The sequence below is a fragment of the Thiocapsa sp. genome (genome assembly GCF_022340925.1).
Lineage (GTDB): Bacteria > Pseudomonadota > Gammaproteobacteria > Chromatiales > Chromatiaceae > Thiocapsa.
Genome location: NZ_JAJDNA010000045.1, coordinates 1 through 20220, shown reverse-complemented (window position 1 = coordinate 20220; position 20220 = coordinate 1). Strand labels below are relative to the sequence as shown.

Annotated in this window: 19 protein-coding genes; 13 read left to right on the top strand and 6 right to left on the bottom strand. The window is 66.4% G+C overall.

Going from position 1 to position 20220, the window contains the following annotated elements; genetic code table 11:
- Both aprA and aprB read right to left on the bottom strand, forming a co-directional pair.
- Nucleotides 1-1800: adenylyl-sulfate reductase subunit alpha (gene aprA, locus LJE61_RS06265; RefSeq protein ID WP_296917788.1), on the bottom strand; the 1800-nt coding region annotated here is incomplete at its 3' end.
- A 52-nt stretch (nucleotides 1801-1852) separates the two neighbouring features.
- Nucleotides 1853-2320, bottom strand: a complete 468-nt coding sequence (aprB, locus tag LJE61_RS06260) for an adenylyl-sulfate reductase subunit beta (protein ID WP_296917786.1) — start codon at nucleotides 2318-2320, stop codon at nucleotides 1853-1855.
- Between the two features lie 501 nt (nucleotides 2321-2821).
- On the opposite strand from aprB, the gene LJE61_RS06255 reads away from it, so the two are divergent.
- The 12 genes from LJE61_RS06255 (at nucleotide 2822) to waaA (ending at nucleotide 14422) form a co-directional block, all read left to right on the top strand.
- A complete protein-coding gene (locus LJE61_RS06255; RefSeq protein ID WP_363306383.1) occupies nucleotides 2822-3223 on the top strand; it encodes a DUF423 domain-containing protein in 402 nt (133 codons plus the stop codon).
- Nucleotides 3224-3232: 9 nt separating this feature from the next.
- Nucleotides 3233-4054, top strand: a complete 822-nt coding sequence (locus LJE61_RS06250) for a 16S rRNA (uracil(1498)-N(3))-methyltransferase (protein WP_296911124.1) — start codon at nucleotides 3233-3235, stop codon at nucleotides 4052-4054.
- A gap of 169 nt (nucleotides 4055-4223) precedes the next feature.
- Complete coding sequence (gshB, locus tag LJE61_RS06245) at nucleotides 4224-5180, top strand: glutathione synthase (RefSeq protein WP_296911122.1); 957 nt, start codon at nucleotides 4224-4226, stop codon at nucleotides 5178-5180.
- Nucleotides 5181-5325: 145 nt separating this feature from the next.
- The gene (locus LJE61_RS06240) at nucleotides 5326-6423 is read left to right on the top strand and encodes an FAD:protein FMN transferase (RefSeq protein ID WP_296911120.1); all 1098 of its coding nucleotides are present in this window, start codon (nucleotides 5326-5328) and stop codon (nucleotides 6421-6423) included.
- Between the two features lie 141 nt (nucleotides 6424-6564).
- Entirely contained in the window at nucleotides 6565-7542 is a 978-nt protein-coding gene (locus LJE61_RS06235; protein ID WP_296911117.1) for an energy transducer TonB, read from the top strand.
- Between the two features lie 71 nt (nucleotides 7543-7613).
- Nucleotides 7614-8177 carry a YqgE/AlgH family protein gene (locus LJE61_RS06230; RefSeq protein ID WP_296911115.1) on the top strand — a complete coding sequence of 188 codons (564 nt, stop codon included), beginning with the start codon at nucleotides 7614-7616 and terminating at the stop codon, nucleotides 8175-8177.
- Nucleotides 8174-8587, top strand: a complete 414-nt coding sequence (gene ruvX / locus LJE61_RS06225) for a Holliday junction resolvase RuvX (protein ID WP_296911113.1) — start codon at nucleotides 8174-8176, stop codon at nucleotides 8585-8587. The genes LJE61_RS06230 and ruvX overlap by 4 nt, the downstream gene beginning before the upstream one ends.
- Nucleotides 8574-9173: a bifunctional pyr operon transcriptional regulator/uracil phosphoribosyltransferase PyrR gene (gene pyrR / locus LJE61_RS06220; protein ID WP_296911111.1), complete on the top strand. Its 600-nt coding sequence runs from the start codon at nucleotides 8574-8576 to the stop codon at nucleotides 9171-9173. The genes ruvX and pyrR overlap by 14 nt, the downstream gene beginning before the upstream one ends.
- Nucleotides 9170-10165, top strand: a complete 996-nt coding sequence (locus LJE61_RS06215) for an aspartate carbamoyltransferase catalytic subunit (protein ID WP_296911109.1) — start codon at nucleotides 9170-9172, stop codon at nucleotides 10163-10165. Before pyrR ends, LJE61_RS06215 begins: the two co-directional genes overlap by 4 nt.
- Nucleotides 10158-11456, top strand: coding sequence for a dihydroorotase (locus LJE61_RS06210; RefSeq protein WP_296911106.1), 1299 nt, complete (start codon nucleotides 10158-10160; stop codon nucleotides 11454-11456). Before LJE61_RS06215 ends, LJE61_RS06210 begins: the two co-directional genes overlap by 8 nt.
- Before the next feature lie 197 nt (nucleotides 11457-11653).
- Nucleotides 11654-13084 carry a bifunctional D-glycero-beta-D-manno-heptose-7-phosphate kinase/D-glycero-beta-D-manno-heptose 1-phosphate adenylyltransferase HldE gene (hldE, locus tag LJE61_RS06205; RefSeq protein WP_296911104.1) on the top strand — a complete coding sequence of 477 codons (1431 nt, stop codon included), beginning with the start codon at nucleotides 11654-11656 and terminating at the stop codon, nucleotides 13082-13084.
- Between the two features lie 54 nt (nucleotides 13085-13138).
- Nucleotides 13139-14422 carry a lipid IV(A) 3-deoxy-D-manno-octulosonic acid transferase gene (gene waaA, locus LJE61_RS06200; RefSeq protein WP_296911102.1) on the top strand — a complete coding sequence of 428 codons (1284 nt, stop codon included), beginning with the start codon at nucleotides 13139-13141 and terminating at the stop codon, nucleotides 14420-14422.
- A 179-nt stretch (nucleotides 14423-14601) separates the two neighbouring features.
- Here the strand turns inward: waaA and LJE61_RS06195 are convergent, their stop codons facing one another.
- From LJE61_RS06195 to LJE61_RS06185, 3 genes are all read right to left on the bottom strand, one after another.
- Nucleotides 14602-15189 (bottom strand): isochorismatase family protein, encoded by a 588-nt coding sequence (locus LJE61_RS06195; protein ID WP_296911100.1) that lies wholly within the window; start codon nucleotides 15187-15189, stop codon nucleotides 14602-14604.
- A 241-nt stretch (nucleotides 15190-15430) separates the two neighbouring features.
- Nucleotides 15431-16099: a protein-L-isoaspartate O-methyltransferase family protein gene (locus LJE61_RS06190; RefSeq protein ID WP_296911097.1), complete on the bottom strand. Its 669-nt coding sequence runs from the start codon at nucleotides 16097-16099 to the stop codon at nucleotides 15431-15433.
- 138 nt (nucleotides 16100-16237) lie between these two features.
- Nucleotides 16238-17938, bottom strand: coding sequence for a cation:proton antiporter domain-containing protein (locus LJE61_RS06185; protein WP_296911095.1), 1701 nt, complete (start codon nucleotides 17936-17938; stop codon nucleotides 16238-16240).
- Between the two features lie 105 nt (nucleotides 17939-18043).
- Between LJE61_RS06185 and LJE61_RS06180 the strand changes: the two genes are divergently transcribed.
- Nucleotides 18044-19471 carry an NAD(P)H-binding protein gene (locus LJE61_RS06180; protein ID WP_296911093.1) on the top strand — a complete coding sequence of 476 codons (1428 nt, stop codon included), beginning with the start codon at nucleotides 18044-18046 and terminating at the stop codon, nucleotides 19469-19471.
- 72 nt (nucleotides 19472-19543) lie between these two features.
- On the opposite strand, the gene LJE61_RS06175 is transcribed toward LJE61_RS06180, so the two are convergent.
- A partial coding sequence (locus tag LJE61_RS06175) for an AarF/UbiB family protein (protein ID WP_296917783.1) occupies nucleotides 19544-20220 on the bottom strand: 677 nt, incomplete at its 5' end.

The following is a 20220-nucleotide window of genomic DNA, read 5'->3' as shown; positions in this document are numbered from 1 at the left end:
GTGCTTCACGTGGGCCTCGGCCGTGAGGATGCGGTGGTGGTTTTCCCAGGCCCGCAGCAGCTCGTGGAGGTCCTTGGCGCGCATCTTGAGTGCGTCTTCCTTGAGCATCTCCAGCTTATGCTCGGCGACCTCCATCATCTTGGTGTTGGTCTGATACAGGGTCGAGCCGCCCGCCACATACTCGTCCATGATCTTCTGCAGCCGGAACTGCAGCATCTTGGGGGTGATGTAGTGCGGATTGACGTCGATCGCCGTGGTGTAGTCCTTGCTCTCCATGAAGTTCCGGACCGGGCGATAGATCTCGTCGACCAGATCCGCGACGGATTCGGCAAGCTCGGGCTCGTGGTCCTTGTTGTCCATGCAGAACTGAACCATCGCCTTGGCCGCCAGCCGACCCTCGGCATGCGATCCGGAGGAGAACTTGTGACCGGAGGCGCCGACACCGTCGGCCGCGGTGAAGAGACCCTGGACCGTGGTCATGGAACGATAGCCCCAGCTCCAACCGGACGGCAGGTGAGCAGGGATCTTCTCGGCCTCGGCGTGATCCTCCGAGGTCGGGGCACCCAGGTCGGTCGGACCCGAGACCCAGATGCCGCAGCAGCCGGAGTGCGAGCCGAGCAGATAGGGCTCGGTGGGCATCAGCTCCGAGCTCTTCTTCTCCGGCTCGATGTTCTCACCCGCCCAGACGCCGGCCTGACCGATGCACATGTCGAGGAAGTCCTCCCAGGCCTCGGCCTCGAGACGCCTGATCTCCTTGGGGGTCATGGTCTCGGCCAGCCTGCCGAGCGCCGTCACCGTGTCCATGTAGATCGGACCGCGACCCTCGCGCAGCTCCTTCATCATCAGGTGGTTGCGCAGACAGGACGCGGGCACCTTGGCCTGACCGTAAGGCGGGAAGTCGCCCAGGAGCTCCTTGTTCGTCTCCATGTAGACCTCGCCGAAGGCGTTGGTGGCCTTGGCCTTGAAGAGCAGAAACCAGGCGCCGACCGGGCCGTAACCGTCCTTGAAGCGGGCGGGGACGAAGCGGTTCTCCATCATGGTGAGCTCGGCGCCCGCCTCGGCGGCCATGGCGTACGTCGAGCCGGCATTCCAGACCGGGTACCAGGCGCGACCCATGCCCTCGCCCACCGAGCGTGGACGGAAGATGTTCACGCAGCCGCCGGCGACCAGCAGGCAGGCCTTGAACCTGTAAACGTAGACCTTGTGCTCGCGCACCGAGAACCCGACCGCGCCGGCAATCCGGTTCTTGTCGTGCTTGTCGTTGACCAGCCTGGCGATGAAGACGCGTTCCTGGATCCGCTCGGTGCCGAGTGCCTTCTTCGCGGCCTCGGCGACGATCCACTTGTAGGATTCGCCGTTGATCATGATCTGCCACTTGCCGGAGCGCACCGGCTTGCCGCCCTCGGCCAGCGGCTTGCCCTCGTCGCCGGGCTGCTTCCAGATCGGCAGACCCCACTCCTCGAAGAGGTGGACGGAGTCGTCGACATGCCGGCCCAGATCGTACGCGAGGTCGTCGCGGGTGATGCCCATCAGGTCGTTCGAGACCATGCGGGCGTAGTCGGCGGGGTCTTGGTCGCCGAGGTAGGCGTTGATCGCCGAGAGGCCCTGAGCCACGGCGCCGGAGCGGTCCATGGCGGCCTTGTCGACGAGCTTGACGCGCAGATCATAGCCCTGCTTCTTGGCCTGCTCGAGCCAGGGAACGACCTCGTATGCGGCCCCGCACGCACCCATGCCGCCGCCGATGATCAGGATGTCGACCTCTTCTTCGACGATGTCGGGATTCCCGAATGCTCCAGCCATTTCGTCTACCTCAGGGTCTTGGGTGTTCGGGTTCGTCGCTGGCCGCGGCGGCTCACTTGCGAATCAGCTCGCTGGGGTCGCCCGGCTTCGGGACACCCCCGAGGTTGAAGTAGCCGGCCTCGCCGATCTTCGACAGGTCTGCCTCGGGCTTGGAGCCGTAGGGGTCGATCGAGCCTTCGGGGGTGGTGCGGATGGGGAACTTGAACCGCTTCACGGTACCATTGCGGAACTTGATGGTCCACATGATGGAGTCGGCACCGCGCAGCGGCTGGACGGAGCCACCCATGGGCACCACGTCGGCGTAGTGACGACACTCGATCGCCTGCTGAGGGCAGATCTTGATGCACGCGTAGCACTCCCAGCACTGCTCCGGCTCCTGATTGAAGGCGCGCATGGCGTGGCCGGTCTCCGAGCCGTCCTGGTCCAGCTTCATGAGATCGTCGGGGCAGATGTACACGCAAGCGGTCTTGTCTTGACCTTTGCAGCCATCGCACTTATCTGTTCGGACGAAGGTGGGCATGACGCACGATCTCCTAGCGTTTCACTGCAGTGATGTCCGCCGTTGACGGTAACAAGGATAGGCGGCTCGGCGGTTCCGGAGGTCGTTTCCCTCCCAGGCTCTATCTAGGTCAGTATGCGGGCTTGTCGGCATGCCCGCCGATTCTTCCACTCCGCGGAGCGGTGTCGAGCAAGCATGCGAAACGCCGCCCGCGGCGCGAGTGGCTGGCAAGTTGCGGCAGGTTAGAGTTTGCCTTCGCCACGGTCAAAACAGAATTTCGTCCTGCTTTGATAAAACTGTCTTATTAGGACATTCTGATGGCCCCGGCTCGGCACTCGGGACAATCTGCGCGGGAGGTGGATCGATCGGGGAATGACGGCCGAAACGACGAGGGGCCTCCGCTCGCCCTCCGGAGTCGTCCAAAGTCGCGCGGCGCCCCTTCAACCGCCGAGGATCCGAACGATCTCATGGGCGGAAGGTCCCATGCGGCTCGCGTTTAGAACACCATGCACGAGAGCGGTGATGACCGGGATGAATGGGACACGAATCTGGTTGATCACCGGCGCCCTCCTCGGGCTCGCCAGCGTGGCGCTGGGGGCCTTCGGTGCCCATGGCCTGCGCGGCCATGTCAGCGCCGATCTGCTCGCGGTCTGGGGCACCGCCACCGATTATATGGGACTTCATGCGGTCGCGATCCTGATCTGCGGTCTCTGGTTGCTCCTGCGACCCGCCACACCGTTCATCCATCCCGCCGGGTGGGCCTTCCTGCTCGGTGTGCTGGTCTTCAGTGGAAGCCTGCTCGCTATGGTGCTCACGGGGCTGCGCGGCCTGGGCATGATGACCCCGATCGGGGGTGTCCTCTTGCTCTCGGGTTGGGGTCTCCTCGCGGCCGGCGCCTGGCGTGTGCGCGAGACCGCTGAATAGACCCGGGTCATGCGGCTGCCGCGCATCTACGTCGAGACGGCCTTGAGCGAGGGTGCAATCCTGCGGCTACCCGCAGACTCCGCGCGTCACCTGACCCATGTCCTGCGGCGACCTGCCGGGACCCCCCTGGCGCTCTTCAACGGCGACGGACGCGACTATCCGGCTCAACTGGTCGCCGTCGACCGCGGCGGTGCGACCGTCAGGGTCGGTCCGCCACGAGCTCCGGAACCCTCCGCCCCCCTGGAAATCCATCTCGCCCTTGGCATCTCAAAGGGCGAGCGGATGGACCATGCACTGCAGAAGTCTGTCGAGCTCGGCGTCACGCGAGTCACACCGCTCTTCACGGAGCGCACCCAGATACAGCTCGCCGGCCCAAGGCTCCAACGGCGACTGGATCACTGGCGGGGCATCGTCATCGCGGCCTGCGAGCAGTGTGGACGGAGCCGCTTGCCGGTTCTCGTCCCCGCGACCCCCTACTCGAATTGGCTGACCGGGCAGCCGGGCGGCGGCCTCCTGCTCGATCCCGAGGCGCCCCGTTCTCTGGCGGCCCTGCCCGCGCCGGGATCGGCGTTGACCTTACTGGTCGGGCCTGAGGGCGGCCTGAGCGCGGGCGAGCGTGAACGGGCGCGAGCACACGGCTTCGAAGGCGTCCATCTCGGCCCGCGGATCCTGAGAACGGAGACTGCCCCGCTCGCGGCGGTCGCGATCATTCAGGCACTCTGGGGAGATCTGCGCGGCCCTCACCCGACCGACGACCCGATGACGGCATCGTCGGGAGCAACCACTCACCTCGAAGCGGGAGATTCTGCCGGCGCCCCGAGTCTCGATTGACCGCCTGCCGGCTCGATCCGCTCGCATGCGTGCGATCCGCCGACATCGCGCAGGACCCAAAGAGCACGGCGGTCCCCTCGGCCACGCGGCTGGATGTGCCAAGCAGCGCGGAATGCGGTCGCCTGGTTATCCCTGACAAGATCCTGACCGCTGCAGTACACTGCGGCGCATGTCTATCGAGCTCGGCGTCGTCATGGATCCAATCGGATCCATCAACATCAAGAAGGACAGCACCTTCGCCATGCTCTTGGCCGGACAAAGGCGCGGGTGGCCGCTGTGGTACATGGAGGTCGGTGATTTGTCGCTTCGCGACGGGCGCACCCTCGCGCGGATGCGTGCGCTCGAGGTGATGGACGACCCCAATGACTGGTATCGCTTCGGCGCCGAGGTCCGGCGCCCGCTCGATGCACTCGGGGTTGTCCTGATGCGCAAGGACCCGCCCTTCGACATCGAATATATCTACACGACCTATCTCCTCGAGCAGGCCCAGGCCGCAGGGTGCCTGGTCGTGAATCACCCGCGCAGCCTGCGCGATGCCAACGAGAAGGTCTTCACCGCGGCCTTTCCGCAGTGCACGCCCCCGACCCTGGTCACGCGTCGGTCGGAGGACATTCGGGCCTTTCATCAAGAGCTGGGGGACATCATCCTCAAGCCGCTCCACGGCATGGGCGGCGCATCGGTGTTTCGTGTGCGCGCGGATGACCCCAACCTGAGCGTCATCATCGAAAGCCTGACGCAGCACGGTCGACGTTTTTGCATGGCCCAAGGGTTCATCCCGGAGATTCGCGACGGCGACAAACGAATCCTGATGGTCGACGGCCGGCCGGCGCCTTACTGTCTCGCGCGCATCCCTGCGCCAGGCGAGACCCGCGGCAATCTGGCCGCCGGGGCGTCGTCCCAGGCGCGTCCATTGACCGACCGGGACGGCTGGATCGCCGCTCAGGTCGGTCCCCAGCTGCGTGCTCGCGACATCCTGTTCGCCGGGCTGGACGTGATCGGGGACTATCTGACCGAGATCAATATCACGAGTCCGACCTGTATCCGGGAGATCGACGCGGCTTATGGAACTGACATCGCGGGTGAGCTGATGGACGCGCTTCAGTCGCGTCTGGCACCCCGCGCTTGAGGCCGCCAGCTTCGCGCGGGAGTGGGAGGTTGCCCGTTCATCCGTCGTCGTGGGGCCCGCCGCAGGCGATCGAAATCCGGTTGAGCTCTCGATCCGCCCGATCCGCAGAGCAGCCGCAACGACCAATTGTCTGCTGGAGGTGTCCGTGCAGTCTTCATCCTCCCGTCCCGCGCACTCACGGCGATGGCGCCTCCTCTTAAGCCTGCTGGCATCGCTCCTCGCTCTTGCGGCCTGCCGACAGGAAACACCGGGAATAAGCACGCGTTTCGACGCCTTCGACACACAGGTCGACCTGACGCTGGTCGGTGTCGAGCGAACCGAGGCGCGACGGGCCGCCTCGCTCATTCAGCGGGACTTCGCTTTCCTGGAGCAGGCGTGGCATGCCTGGCGACCCGGACCGATGGGACGTCTCAATCAGCAGCTGTCGACCGGTGAGCCCTTCGTTGCGCCCCCTTCGACGATGCCGTTGGTGCGGCTCAGCAAGGCGTACGAGGCCGCAAGCGACGGACTCTTCAATCCCGCGATCGGCTATCTCATGGACTTGTGGGGGTTCCACGCCGACACCGTGCGGAGCCGCCCGCCGCCGCCGAGACAGCAGGTCGCGCGACTCGTCTCGGCGGATCCCAGGATGGCCCAGATCGACATCGATGGACTCGAGCTGCAGGGCCACAACCCCGCCATCAAGCTCGATTTCGACAGCATTGCAAAAGGGTATGCGCTGGATCTGGCCATTGAGCAGCTGCGTGACCTCGGCATAAGAAACGCGCTCGTGCAAGCCGGTGGCGAGGTCCGCGTCATCGGCGACCGGAGCGGCCAACCCTGGCGCATCACGATCCGCCGACCGAGTGGCGCCGGTGTACTCGCAATCGTGCCGATGCGCGGCGATGAAAGCCTGGTCACCCGAGGCGACTACGACCGGAACTTTGTGTTCAAGGGGCAGATCTACCATGCGATCATCGATCCACGCACGGGCTCGCCGGCACGCGGGGCGCGTTCGGTCAGTGTGATCCATCGGGATGCAACCACGGCGGCCGCCGCCGCGACGGCCTTGTTCGTCGCGGGTCCGGAAGGCTGGCATGCCGTCGCATCCAAGATGGGCATTCGCTTTGCGCTGCTGGTCGACACTGAAGGCACCCTGCACATGAACCCCGCGATGGCGGAACGGATCGAGCTGGTCGAGAGTGGCGCTGAGATCGCGTTGGAGCCCGATATGCCGGCAGACCCAGCAGACGCGGAGCCATGACCGGAGGCGACCGGGATCAACACCCGGGAGGACGGCCGTCAGACACTGGCCGACGTCTGGCGCCGCGGATCTGAAAGGCGACTGTTCCTCGACCGACTCCCGTCGGCCGCGATTGACATCATGCCCCCAGCCGCTGCGGACATGTCCCTAGCACCCAGCGAGACGCCCGCTGACCGGTCCGGCCGGCGCTTTCTCGTTGCCCTTGCGGCGGCGACCCTCCTGCATCTCGCCGCGCTGCTGTTCATGTCGTTCCAACCGCCGCTCCCCAAGGCCCCTGCCCTGTCGGGATCTGCATTGGAGGTTCTGATCCTGTCCGGAGCCGAGCAAGACGCTGAACAGTCGGCAAAGGAACCCGCCGCCGTTGCTGAGGTCATCCGGCGCGCAGAGATCGCGGAGCCCGTCCCCAAGCCTCGCGCCACGCCGACCAGCGAGCCTCCGATCCAGGTTCGGACAGGGCAGCCCGAGGCCGGCTCTCCGCCCGCCCCAGGTACCTTCGCCGAGAGCCGCGTCGGGCCGACCCCCGCCGAGCCCGGCCGGAATCGCACACCGGAAACGCACGAGCCGAACCAACACACGGCGACACGATCGAGCCCCGCCGCGCAGAGCGACGAGCCGCGCCCCCCGAGCAAGACCCTGCCCGCTCCGGCTGAGACGCTCGAGGCACCGGTGAATGCGTTGCAGATCCTGGCCAGCCGCGGCGAGGAGATCGACCGCCTGACGGCGAGCGGCCCTGACGGGAGCGCGGCCCGCGAGAGTCGGATCCGGCGCAAGTCCGTCAGCGCCAGCACCCGGGAGCTTCCGTACGCCAGCTATCTGGGTGCCTGGGCGCGCAAGGTCGAGCGCATCGGGAACCTCAATTACCCTCGAGAGGCCAAGAATCAGCGTATCTTCGGCAGCCTGCTCCTGCACGTCGCCCTGCGATCGGACGGCAGCGTCGAGCAGATCCGGGTCCTGCGATCGTCAGGGTACGATCTGCTGGACGAGGCCGCGATCCGGATCGTCGAGTTGGCCGCCCCCTACGCCCCCTTCCCGCCGGACATCGCCGCTGAGACGGATGTGCTCGACATCGTGCGCACCTGGCAGTTCTTGCGCGGCGGCAAGCTCGGCTGGGAAGAGTGACGGGATGCGGGCCGGGGACCACCCCAGCGGTCGCGCTTGCCTCACCGGACGCCGATCGGGATACTAGGGACATGACCTTCAGTACCTCGCTCACCAATCATTTCCTGATCGCGATGCCGGGTCTGCAGGACCCGAATTTCTCGCGGACCGTGACCTATGTCTGCGAGCACACGGACCAGGGCGCGATGGGCATCGTGATCAACCGTCCGCTCGAGGTGAGGCTGGGTGAGCTCCTCGATCAGCTGGAGATCTCAGCGCTGCGTCCCGGCGTGGGAACGATTCCGGTTTATCAGGGTGGGCCGGTGCAAACCGACCGGGGGTTCGTCTTGCACACGTCAGGGCCGACGTTCGACTCGACGTTGAGCATCACATCGGACATCAGTGTCACCACCTCGCGGGACGTCCTGGAGGCCATCGCCGCCGGCCACGGACCCACGGATACCCTGATCGCGCTCGGCTATGCCGGCTGGGGTGGCGGACAGTTGGAGCAGGAGATGAGCGCCAATGCCTGGCTGAGTGGACCGGCGAGTCATGAGATCATCTTCCGCATGGAGCCAGGCGCCCGATGGCTGGCAGCCGCGCAACTGCTCGGGGTCGATCTCAATCTGCTTAGCGGAGAAGCCGGTCACGCATGACCGCCCTGCTGGGGTTCGACTTCGGCCAGCGCAAGATCGGGGTCGCCGTCGGCCAGACCCTCACGGGCTCGGCCAATCCCTTGGTCACGCTTCGCAGCCGCAACGGCAAGCCGGACTGGGAAGGGATCCAGGCTCTGGTGAGCGAATGGAGCCCGGGGGCACTGGTGGTCGGGCTCCCCTTCAACATGGACGACTCCGAGGTTGACTGGTCTCCGCAGGTCCACCGGTTCGCTCGCCAGCTGCATGGCCGTTTCGGGCTTGCCGTTCATCTCATCGACGAGCGGCTGACCTCGATCGAGGCACGACATCAGACCAGGGATCGACCGGGCGCCCGTTTCCTCGGCCAGCGCGACATCGACGCGGTCGCGGCCGCACTCATCCTGGAAACCTGGCTTTGTGAGCAACGCTGAGATCTGGAAGGACAGCACAGAGCTCGAGGGGATCATCGACCGCATGGCGGCCGAGCTTCGGTCCCTGCTCGCCGCTCGAGGAATCGGCGCACCGCTGATGATCGGCATCCATACCGGAGGCGTCTGGGTTGCCGATCGGCTGCACGAGCGATTGGGTCTCGCCGAGCCGCTCGGCCACCTGGACATCTCGTTCTACCGGGACGATTTCACACGGATCGGTATGCACCCCCAGGTCCGCCCCTCCTATCTCCCCATCGGGATCGATGACCGCCACCTGGTGCTGGTGGACGACGTGCTCCAGAGCGGGCGCACCATCCGCGCAGCCCTCAATGTTCTGTTCGACTACGGCCGACCCGCCTCGGTGATCCTGGCGACCCTCGCCGAGCGCGACGGGCGCGAGCTGCCGATCGAGCCGAACGTCGTCGGCCTGCACGCCCAGCTCGAGCCTGGCGAGCACATCAAGCTCAGTGGCCCTCATCCGCTGCGTCTGCTGCGCGGACAGACTTCACGGAGCCCGTCAGCCAAGTTGGAGCGGACTCAAGGCGAGTCTGGCGGTTCAGGCAACGCCGGCTGCACGCGCCCGTGAAAACCCCGAATCCGCAGCTCGATGGCCAAGGCAATCTGAAGCACTTCCTCACGATCGAAGGGCTGAGGCGCGAGATCCTGGTCGAGATCCTCGACCGAGCCGAGGGCTTTCTCGGTGTGGCCAAACAGGCGGTCAAGAAGGTCCCGCTCTGCCGGGGCAAGGTCATCGCGAATCTCTTCTTCGAGACCAGCACCCGCACCCGGACGACCTTCGAGCTGGCCGCCAAGCGGCTCTCCGCGGATGTGCTCAATCTCAATGTCTCCACCTCGGCTACGGCCAAAGGCGAGACGCTGCTCGACACCCTGCGTAACCTCGAGGCGATGCACGTGGACATGTTCGTCGTGCGGCACGGCTCGAGCGGGGCCGCCCACTTCATCGCCACCCATGCGGCCCCGCATGTGAGCGTCATCAATGCCGGCGACGGTCGCCATTCCCATCCCACCCAGGGCATGCTGGACATGTTCACGATCCGCCATCACAAGCCGGATTTCGCGGCCATCAAGGTCGCCATCGTCGGCGACATCCTGCATTCACGGGTGGCACGATCCCAGATCCTGGCGCTCAATACACTGGGTGCGTCCGAGGTCAGGGTGATCGGACCACGCACGCTCATCCCCGAGTGCGCCGCTGAGGCACTCGGGGTGCGTGTCTTTCACGATCTGCTTGAGGGGATCCGGGATGTCGATGTCGTCATCATGCTGCGTCTGCAGCGCGAGCGCATGACCAGCGCCCTGCTTCCGAGCGAGCACGAATACTTTCAATTGTACGGGCTCACCGAGGAGCGCCTCGCCCAGGCCCATCCGGACGCCATCGTGATGCACCCCGGACCGATCAACCGGGGCGTCGAGATGGAATCGCAGGTTGCCGACGGCACACGCTCGGTGATCCTGGAGCAGGTCACCAACGGCATCGCCATCCGCATGGCGGTGATGTCGATGTGCATCGGCACCCAGAACCTCGCCGGCCGCGGCGAGAAGGCGCCGTATGGCTGATGCGGTTCGGATCAGCATCCGCAACGGACGCCTGATCGACCCGGCGAACGGTCTGGATCGGGAGACCGATCTGCATCTTGCCGATGGTCGGGTGCTGGCAATCGGCGAGGCACCCGCAGGATTTCAGCCGGATCGGATCTTGGAGGCCGGAGGTCGAATCGTCTGCCCTGGCTTCGTCGACCTGAGCGCCCGCCTGCGCGAGCCCGGGCTGGAGCAGAAGGCGACGATCGCGAGCGAGACCAAGGCCGCGGCAGCCTCGGGAATCACGACACTCTGCTGTCCGCCCGACACCACGCCCGTCATCGATACCCCCGCAGTCGCGCAATTGATCGGCCAGACCGCACAGCGACACGGATTCGCGCGCGTCCTCCCGGCCGGGGCGATGACCCAAGGTCTGGAGGGTCGTCAGATCACCGAGATGGCCGCGCTCAAGCTGGCAGGTTGCCCGGTTCTGAGCCAGGCCGATCGGCCGGTCCGCAGCACCCAGGTGCAGCGCCGAGCGATGGAGTACGCCGCGACCTTCGGGCTCACCCTCTTCCTGCACCCCCTAGACCCCGATTTGAGCAGCGGCGGCTGCGCCCATGAGGGCCGGGTGAGCACCCGGCTGGGTCTCCCGGGCATCCCGGAAGCCGCCGAGACGGTCGCGATCGCCCGCGATCTCGCACTCGCGGACCAGACCGGCGCCCGTATCCACTTCCGCGGCCTCTCCAGCGCACGTGCAGTGGCCATGCTGGCTGAGGCCCGCCGCCGTGGCGTGCGGGCGAGTGGCGACGTCGGCATCCACCAGCTCTTCCTGACAGAGGATGACCTGGACGGTTTCGACACCAGCTGCCACTTGGTCCCGCCACTGAGGACGCGCACCGACCGCGACGCCCTGCGTCGCGCGCTCGCGGCCGGCGAGCTCAGCGCCGTCTGCTCCGATCACCAGCCGCATGACGCCGACGCCAAGCTGCTCCCCTTCCCCGAGACCACCCCAGGCATCTCCGGGCTGGAGACGCTGCTGCCCCTCGCACTGCGGCTCGTCGCCGAGGGCGTGCTGGACCTTTCGGCTGTGATCGCACGCCTGACCATCGGTCCCGCCGAGATCCTGGGCGTCGATCTCGGTCATCTCACACCGGGGGCCGCTGCGGATGTCTGCATCTTCGACCCGAATGCGCGCTGGACACCGACCCCGGAGACACTCCTCAGTCATGGCGAGAACAGTCCCTTCCTCTACCAGGAGATGCGTGGGCGGGTGACAGCGACACTGCTGGAGGGGCGGGCCGTATTCGAGCGGGGCGACAGGGATTGATCCGGACCAACCAGCATGGCTGACCGGGCGCCTAAACGGCCGGTCGGCCTTCAGGTATGATCTTGCGGAGCGCGCGGCCGACTTCCGGGCACGAGCCGGAGGAGCTGGCCGGCCCGACAACCGCCGGCGCCGCTGTCCGGACCTCGCTGACCGCCGATGACAGCCCGTTGCTGTAAGGTTCACGCCCGGAGCCCACCTTGAGCCTTGTCACCGCCCCACCCTTCCCGGATTTCTCCCGCGCCCGCGTCCTGGTGGCGGGCGATCTGATGCTGGACCGTTATTGGAGCGGCTCGACCCGAAGGATCTCACCCGAGGCACCGGTGCCGGTGGTGCATGTCGGTCAGGTCGAGGACCGACCGGGCGGAGCCGCCAACGTCGCGCTCAATCTGGCCACGCTGGGCTGCCAGGTCACACTGGTGGGGGTGACGGGCGACGATGCGGCCGCCGACATCCTGACCGACCAGCTTGCGGCCCAGGGGATCCGCATCCTGCTGCACCGCCGCGCCGACCTCCCAACGATCACCAAGCTGAGGGTCCTGAGTCATCATCAGCAGCTGATCCGGCTCGACTTCGAGCAATCGCTCGCGCCGCTCGGCGAGGACCCGCTCCCGACGATGCTGGCGAATGCGCTCCACGAGTCCGACCTCTTGGTCCTATCGGACTATGCGAAGGGCACCCTTGTCGATCCTCGGCGCCTCATCGCGATGGCGCGCGAGCTCGGGAAACGGGTGCTCGTGGATCCCAAGGGCTCGGAATTCGCACGCTATCAGGGCGCGAGCTTGCTGACCCCGAACCGAGGCGAGCTGGAGGCGATCGTCGGGGTCTGCGCCGACGACGCGACCCTCGTGGGTCGGGGTGAGCGGCTGCGCGCGGAGCTCGGTCTAGACGCACTGCTGGTGACGCTGGGCGAGCGTGGCATGCTCCTGCTGCGGCCCTCGGCGGACGCCTTGCACCTGCCGACCCGTGCACACGAGGTCTTCGACGTGACCGGGGCTGGCGACACCGTGATCGCGACACTGGCGGCCGCGCTCGGCGCCGGTGTGGAGCTCAGCGAGTCCTGCACGCTGGCCAACTGCGCCGCGGGCCTTGCGGTCGGTAAGCTCGGCGCGGCGGCGGTCACTGCGCGCGAGCTGAAACGGGCCTATCTCGGAGCCGAATGGCATACCCTGCTCGATCAAGAGGCCCTGCTCGACGCTGTCGCCGCCGCGCGGGCAGCCGGCGAGCGGATCGTGATGACCAACGGCTGCTTCGATATCCTGCACGAAGGTCACGTGGCCTACCTCCAGCAGGCCAGGCGGCTGGGGGACCGCCTCATCGTCGCGGTCAACGACGACGCCTCCGTGCGCCGGCTCAAGGGCCCGGATCGGCCCGTCAACGGTGTGGAGCAGCGCATGGCCGTGCTCGCCGGCCTCGCCTCGGTGGACTGGGTCTGCGCCTTCTCCGGGGATACCCCGGAGGCGCTGATCTGCCGGGTCAGACCGGATCTGTTGGTCAAAGGCGGGGACTACCGCGCCGAGGAGATCGCCGGGGCCGAGTGCGTGCGTAAGAATGGAGGGGAGGTCCGCATCCTGGACCTGCTCCCCGGGCGCTCCACCACCCGCATCCTCGGTGCGATCCGCGGCGGCTGAGCAGGGGCGCGCAGCACACATGGCCTGTGAACCGCGGGCAGCGACCGAACGCACATGACCAGAGGTCTCTACACCCTTTCGCTGCACATCCTGCTCCCGTTCGCGCTGCTGCGACTGTATTGGCGCAGCCTCAAGTCACCCGCCTACCGAAAGCGGATCTCGGAGCGGCTGGCCATCCAGCCGGCCGGGCCAGCCGCACAGGTCTGGGTGCACGCGGTTTCGGTCGGCGAGGTGCAGGCCGCCGAGCCCTTGATCAGGCGTCTCCTCGCCCGTGACCCGCCGACGCGGGTGTTGGTCACCACGACGACCCCGACGGGTGCCGAACGGCTGCGCGCGCGCTTCGCGGCCAGGGTGCCGCATCGCTATACGCCCTTCGATCTACCCGCAGTCGTGGGGCGTTTTCTTGACCAGACGGATCCATCCTTGGTGATCGTGATGGAGACCGAGATCTGGCCGAATATGCTCGCCACTTGCGCCGCGCGGGGCATCCCTGTGATCTTGGCCAACGCGCGCTTGTCGGAGCGCTCGGCGCGCGGCTACAGGCGGGTCGCTCGCCTGACGGGTGAAGCCCTGCGGTGCTTCGACATCATCGCCGCGCAGTCGGAGGCGGATGCACAGCGCTTCATCGCCCTCGGAGCGGAACCACGGCGAGTGGCGGTGACCGGAAGCATCAAGTTCGACCTATGCAGCCCGGCTGGTCTGCTCGATCAGGCCGAGGCGATGCGCCGCTTCTGGGGTGCGGGACGGCCGGTGTGGGTGGCGGCCAGCACCCACGATGGCGAAGACGAGCCGGTCCTCATGGCCCACAAGCATGTCCGAGCCGCCGTTCCGGGCGCGCTGCTCGTCCTGGTGCCGCGTCACCCCGAGCGCTTCGATCGCGTGGCGGACTTGGTCGTGAAACAGGGCTTGACACTCGCGCGCCGCAGTCGCCGGGAGCCTTGCGAGCCAAGCACCGCGGTCTTCCTCGGCGATACCATGGGCGAGCTGCCGGTCTTCATCGCGGCGGCCGACGCGGCATTCATCGGCGGCAGCCTGGTCCCGGCCGGCGGCCACAACCTGCTCGAAGCAGCGTCGGTCGGTGTGCCCGTAGCGGTCGGCCCGCACCACTTCAATTTTGCGGCCATCACCGATTCGCTGTGCAGCGCGGGCGGCGCAGCCCGGGTGGCGGACGCCACCGAGCTCGCTGATCTCATGGTCGCCTGGCTGACCGACGCCACCGAGCGCGCACGGATCGGCGAGAAGGGGCGCCAGGTGGTCGAGCAGAATCGCGGTGCCCTCGAGCGTCTGATGCGCTGCGTAGAGGCCCGTCTAACCCCCAAGCCAGCGGCCGGGAACTGACTGGAGCCGGTCGACGACGGGGCTCTGTGGAGACGGCGTTGAGCTGGGAAGCGACCTCACCGTCGCGATTCAGCTTGACCCTGAATCAGGGGTGGGCCGATGCTCGCCGCTCAGGGGCACCGAGCCGGGCGCTGCAGCCGTGGCGGGCAGGTCTTCATCGCCGCCGCTACCGCGGCGGGTCAATCGGGCGCTTTGAACAGGCTCCAGACCTCGCGGAACTGAGCATCGGTGGAGTCGCCGATCCACTCGAAGCCGACCGATTCGCTGCAGACGACTTGGATCCCGCAATGGCGCATGCGTTCTAGGACGTTCTGTTTGAAGGCGGGCTTGCGTGAGATGATCCCATCGGCCGGAACAAACACCTGGTAACCCCAGCGTTGCAGGCCCGAGACGGTCTGCACGATGCAGATATGCGCCTCCATGCCAACCACGACCAACTGGCGCCGATCCGGGTGGGACGAGATGTTGCGCTCGAACCCGGGTGCGGTGCAGCAGGAAAAGGCGGTCTTCTCGGTGGGTTCCGCACCCTCTGGGATGTTCTCGCGAATCGCTGCCAGGAGCGGGCCGAGCCCTTTCGAGTTGTGCTGGGTTGCGATGACGGGGATCCCCAGGACCTTGGCGGCAGAGACCAGCCGATTGATGTTCGCGACGACCGCCTCCAGCTCGTCGTGGGGCATTGCGTTGGCCAACCGCTCCTGGGCATCGATGATCAGGAGCTGTGAGAAATTCCGCTGACAAAGCGGCATCTGAGCCTGATGGGTGCTCATGGCATGTCCTCCGATCTGTCTTTTGGCCTGTCATCTGCGCTGAAGGACGATCAGGCGGCCGGCGGAGTGTGCGCCAGCGCCCCTGAACAAATCAAGGAATCGGATTCGGATGACGTCTCGGGGGCAGCCAGCCCACCTGCCGCGAGGCGCGACTCTCGGAAAGCTCCATGGTCAGAGGCTGAGGTGCCTGAGCACACCGGCGCCTTCTGCCCCGGACGGGAAACGCTGCAGACTTTAGCTCCTAGAACTCGAAGCCGTCGGGCTCGACGACATTCGCCAGTGGGGGCGTGCAGGTCTCGAACAGCCCCGCGCGACGGAAATCGCCCTCTGCGACCCGCGTGATCAGCACGGCTTCCATGACGGGAGCCACCCCGAGGATGCAGAACAGACGCCCGCCAGCGGCCAATTGCCCCTGGAGCATCGGCAAAGCGGCCTCGGTCGGCATCGAGCCGGTCACCGCAATCACATCGAACGGTCCTCCCTCGACCGGCCCGGCAAGGCCATCGCCCTCGCGAACCTCGACCACCGACTCCAGTCCCGCGGACGCCAGCCGCGCCCGCGCCTCGGACGCAAGTCCGGGGTTGTACTCGATGCTGATCACCCGCTTGCCCAGTTGGCTCAGACAAGCGGTCACATAGCCTGTCCCGGTGCCGATTTCCAGCACCCGGTCGCCAGGCTTGACGGCAAGCGCCTGCAGCATCCGGCCAACGACCTTGGGCGGCAGCATGCTCTGTGACTCGTCGATCGGGATCTCGATGTCGGCGTAGGCCAGCCCCTGATAGGCGTCGGGCACGAATGACTCCCGCCGAACGGACGCCATCGCCTCCAAGACCCGGTCGTCCAGGACATCCCAGGGGCGAATCTGCTGCTGCACCATGTTGAAACGGGCACGTTCGGCGGCGGTTTCCATGACAATCGGGTCCTCTTCGTCGTTGTTCGGGCGGGCAGGGAGACTACTGGCTTTGCATGGATCGGGCAACCACCGGATCGACGCCTGGGGGCATTGCAACATTCGCCCGGTCGGGTCCGTGCGATCGGCTCGTCCAGACTAGTCAACGACCTGCGCATAGCCTTCACTACGCACACCCTGCAGGAGGGAATCGACATCGCCCGTCGGCACTCCAAGCATCTTCAACGCCTCCGCACCCAATCGCAGGCTGCTCTCGATCGCCTCTGGGTACGCCAGCGTGGCGCCGGCGCGGATGAGATTCCCGCAGGCCTCCAGGTCGCGGGCGCGGGCGATCACGGGTACCCTTGGATAGGCCGTGCGGATATGCGAGACGACCCGCAGGGCGGTCGGACCATGATCGATGGTCAGGATCACCAGGGCGGCGCTGCCCACCTGGGCGGCGGCCATGAGGTCCGCGTCGCCGATGTCACCGAAATAGACCGCGCGCCCGTCCTGCTCGCCACGCTTGACATTGGCGGGATTGGTGTCGAAGGCGATAAAGCGGATCTCGTTCGCCTCCAACAGGGTGGCGACGGTATGACCGACGCGCCCGTATCCCGCGATCACGACCCGGCCGGCGGGGTCCGAGCCGCCGGCCGGGTCGACGAAGGTCCTGACCGGCGCGGCTCGCCGCTCGAGGCGCCAAGCGAGACCGTCTCCGAGCCGCACCAACAAGGGTGTGAGCAGCATGCTGACCGAGATCACGGTGACGGCGATCACGAAGGTCGGGTCATCGATGACGCCGAGCACCTTTGCGGAGCCGAACAGGACGAAGCCGAACTCGCCGCTCTGGGCGAGCATGAACGCGATGCGCGTGGCGGTTCCGGGCGGCAACCCGAACAGCAGCGCGATCAGCAGCAGGACCACGAGCTTGATGGTCAGGATCAGGACGACATGCTGGGCGAGCAGCAACGGCTGGGACGCGATCGCATCCAGATCGATGGACATCCCGACGGCGACGAAGAAGAGGCTCATCAGGAGTCCCTTGAAAGGCTCGATCTGGGCCTGGATCTGGAAGCTGAATCGCGAGGTGGAGAGCAGCATCCCCATCATGAAGGCACCCAGCGCCATCGAGAGACCGGCCTCATGCATGGCGCCCGCGGCCAGAAAGACCGCTAACAGGACCATCAGCGTAAAGGCCTCCCGATTGTTCTGACGCAGAAGGTACGCAAGCGCGAAGGGCACGAGGTAGCGTCCGAACGCGACGATCACGCCGACCATCCCGATCACGACGACAACCTGCTGCCAGAATGGGACATCGGCCGACAGGGTTCCCACGTCCGAGAGGATGGGGACAATCGCGAGCAGCGGTACGACGGCCAGGTCCTGCATCAAGAGGACGGCGAAGGCGGCGGTCCCGTGACGCGTATTGAGATCACCCCGCTCGAAGAGCGATTGCATGACCAGCGCGGTCGAAGAGAGCGCCAGGGTGAGGCCCATCAGCAGGGCGGCGCGCCAGGAATATGCATACAAGGACATGTAGGCCCCGATCAGGACACCCGAAATCAGGATCTGGGCCGAGCCCAATCCGAACACCTCCCGGCGCAGCGCCCACAATCGCCTGGGCTTCATCTCCAACCCGATGAGAAAAAGCAGGAGGACCACGCCGAGCTCGGTGAAATTGCGGACGTCCTCGACCTGCGCGGTCACCGAGGGACCGGGTGAATAGGGTCCGACGACGATCCCCGCGACCAGCAGCCCCAGGATGGATCCGAGGCCCAAGTGCTTGAACAGGGCAACGGTGATCGCAGCCACCGTCAGCAGCGCGATTGCCGAGATGACAAAGCTGTTGAGCTCCATGCCGCGACTCTACCAATTTCGTGCGGAGCTGAGCATTAAACCCGCCCGGCAGGTAGGCGTATCCTACCAGCTCTTGTGGCCGACACCGCCGAGAGACTGGCGCCTATGCACTCAATCCGATCCGGGCGGCCGCGCGTTGCTGTTGCCGGCGCCAGCGGCTTTATCGGGACCGCCGTCTGCAGGACGCTCGCGGAGGATCTCGACGTCCTGGCACTGACCCGTTCGCCCGCCCGGTCGCGGACGCCGGACCCTGATCTCCGGATCTCCTGGCGCTACTGCGATCTCTTCTCGGCGCGCGACCTGATGGTCAGCCTGTCCGGTTGCGCGTATGCGGTCTACCTGGCGCATTCGCTCGCGCCCTCGTCTCGCCTCACCCAGGCCAATCCGCGCGACATGGACCTCATCCTGGCCGACAACTTCGCCCAGGCCGCGGCCGCGAATGGCATCAAGCAGATCATCTTCGTCGGCGGTCTGATCCCGGAGGGCTTTCGCATCGCGCCGCTGCTCTGGAGCCGGCGCGAGGTCGAGCTGGTCCTGGCCTCGCGGGGCACACCCGTCACGTCCCTGCGCGCCGGCCTGGTCGTCGGGCCAGGGGGCTCGGCACCGAGACTCATGGTCGATCTGGTCAGGCGGCTACCGATCCTGCTGGTGCCGCCCCAGGCCCGCTCCTTGACTCGACCCATCGCGCTTCCGGATCTGGTGCGCGCCATTCGGCACTGCCTGGGCCAGCCGGAACGGTATCGTGGCTCATTCGATATCGGCGGCCCGGAATGGCTCACCTATGAGGAGATGTTGCGACGGACGGCGGAGGTCCTTGGTCTGCGAAGAAAGATCTTGACGCTGCCCTGGATGCCGCTCTGGATTGCCACGGTCGCCGCCCGGCTGTTCAGCGGCGCCCCCTCCGCCCTGATCGGCCCAGCGTTGGAGAGCCTGCCGCAAGACACCGTGATGCGCGACAACCCGGTGCAGCGGGCGATCGATCTGGGCGCGATTCCCTTTCGCACCGCGCTCAGCGCCGCAATCGACCCATCCAGCGGGCGGTTGCTCCCGAATCCGCGCCAGCCGATCCAGGGTCAGGACCGCGAGCGGATGCGCCAGGCCAAGCTGGTGCGGTCCGTCCAGCGGATCATTCTGCCACCGGGGCAGGATGCGGCCTGGGTTTCGGGCAATTACTTCCGCTGGCTCGGGACCTGCTGCTGGCCCCTTGTCCAGGTCCGAATCGACAATTCAGGCCGGTGTGAGGTGTGTGCCCGATTCCCGCGGTTGCGCCTCCTGTCTCTGCAAAGACTGGCGGAAGCAAGCACGCCGCAACGCGAGGTTTATGGGATTGCGGGAGGACTCTTGAGCCGGGACGACGGGCAGGGGCGAGCACGGTTCGAGTTCCAGACCCTGCTGGGAGACCGCTATACCATGGCCGCGATCCATGACTACGCGCCGGCCCTGCCGTGGTATGTCTATCTCTGGACCCAGGCGGTGGCCCATCTGATGGTCATGCGTCGTTATCAGAGCCGGTTGGCGCGCCTGGCGAGATAGGCAGATCCGCCGGAGTGCGTTGCCGCCACGCAGGGGCTGATCATCGGCCGTGCTGGCCAGGAGAGACAGCGGTCAAAGGTAGGACGCAACCATCCCGCCCAGATCCAGACGCGCGCGCAGCCGCCGGCAGAGCATGAAGGCGCCCATGAACTTGCGGTGGAGGAACAGGGTCTCTGGAGCCGGCATGGTGCTGAAAGCCCCCGAGTAAAAGAGCTCGCGACCGCGCGCATAGACGCGCTCGAACAGGTCAGAGACGCCGAAGTCATATCGCCCGCCACGGCGCAGCGGCTCGCCGGCCAGACGCAGAAGGTCGATGAGCCTCTCCACCTGCCTGTCGGGATCCTTCGCACCGACATACCCCAGATCCACGGAGGCCATCCGGATGGCGTCGAGATCATCGGCGATCAGGGCTCGGGCAAGACGGCGGTAATCGCCGGTGAGGTTGGACGACACCGGCAAGGCGGCACCAAAATCAAGCAGCACGATGCGCCTCGTGGACACCTGATAGAGATAGTTGCCGAAATTCGGATCAGACTGGACCAGGCCGAAGTCGAAGACCTCGCGCATCGCCAGGTGCGTGAGCAAGGCCGCCGCTCTGTCACGCTCCTCGCGCGAGTAGACACTCTGGGCAAGTCGATCCACCGGGACACCGTCGGCGAAGTCCATCGCCAGGATCCGCTGCGTCGAGAGATCGCGATGCACCCGGGGCACGCTGAGGTCCGGATCATCCCCGACGCGCGCCCCATAAA

Bases quoted from the DNA above. Each gene is read 5' to 3' on its own strand.
- aprB (WP_296917786.1), bottom strand. From the start codon at position 2,320: ATGCCCACCTTCGTCCGAACAGATAAGTGCGATGGCTGCAAAGGTCAA.
- LJE61_RS06255 (WP_363306383.1), top strand. From the start codon at position 2,822: ATGACCGGGATGAATGGGACACGAATCTGGTTGATCACCGGCGCCCTC.
- LJE61_RS06250 (WP_296911124.1), top strand. From the start codon at position 3,233: ATGCGGCTGCCGCGCATCTACGTCGAGACGGCCTTGAGCGAGGGTGCA.
- gshB (WP_296911122.1), top strand. From the start codon at position 4,224: ATGTCTATCGAGCTCGGCGTCGTCATGGATCCAATCGGATCCATCAAC.
- LJE61_RS06235 (WP_296911117.1), top strand. From the start codon at position 6,565: ATGTCCCTAGCACCCAGCGAGACGCCCGCTGACCGGTCCGGCCGGCGC.
- LJE61_RS06230 (WP_296911115.1), top strand. From the start codon at position 7,614: ATGACCTTCAGTACCTCGCTCACCAATCATTTCCTGATCGCGATGCCG.
- ruvX (WP_296911113.1), top strand. From the start codon at position 8,174: ATGACCGCCCTGCTGGGGTTCGACTTCGGCCAGCGCAAGATCGGGGTC.
- LJE61_RS06210 (WP_296911106.1), top strand. From the start codon at position 10,158: ATGGCTGATGCGGTTCGGATCAGCATCCGCAACGGACGCCTGATCGAC.
- waaA (WP_296911102.1), top strand. From the start codon at position 13,139: ATGACCAGAGGTCTCTACACCCTTTCGCTGCACATCCTGCTCCCGTTC.
- LJE61_RS06195 (WP_296911100.1), bottom strand. From the start codon at position 15,189: ATGAGCACCCATCAGGCTCAGATGCCGCTTTGTCAGCGGAATTTCTCA.
- LJE61_RS06190 (WP_296911097.1), bottom strand. From the start codon at position 16,099: ATGGAAACCGCCGCCGAACGTGCCCGTTTCAACATGGTGCAGCAGCAG.
- LJE61_RS06185 (WP_296911095.1), bottom strand. From the start codon at position 17,938: ATGGAGCTCAACAGCTTTGTCATCTCGGCAATCGCGCTGCTGACGGTG.
- LJE61_RS06180 (WP_296911093.1), top strand. From the start codon at position 18,044: ATGCACTCAATCCGATCCGGGCGGCCGCGCGTTGCTGTTGCCGGCGCC.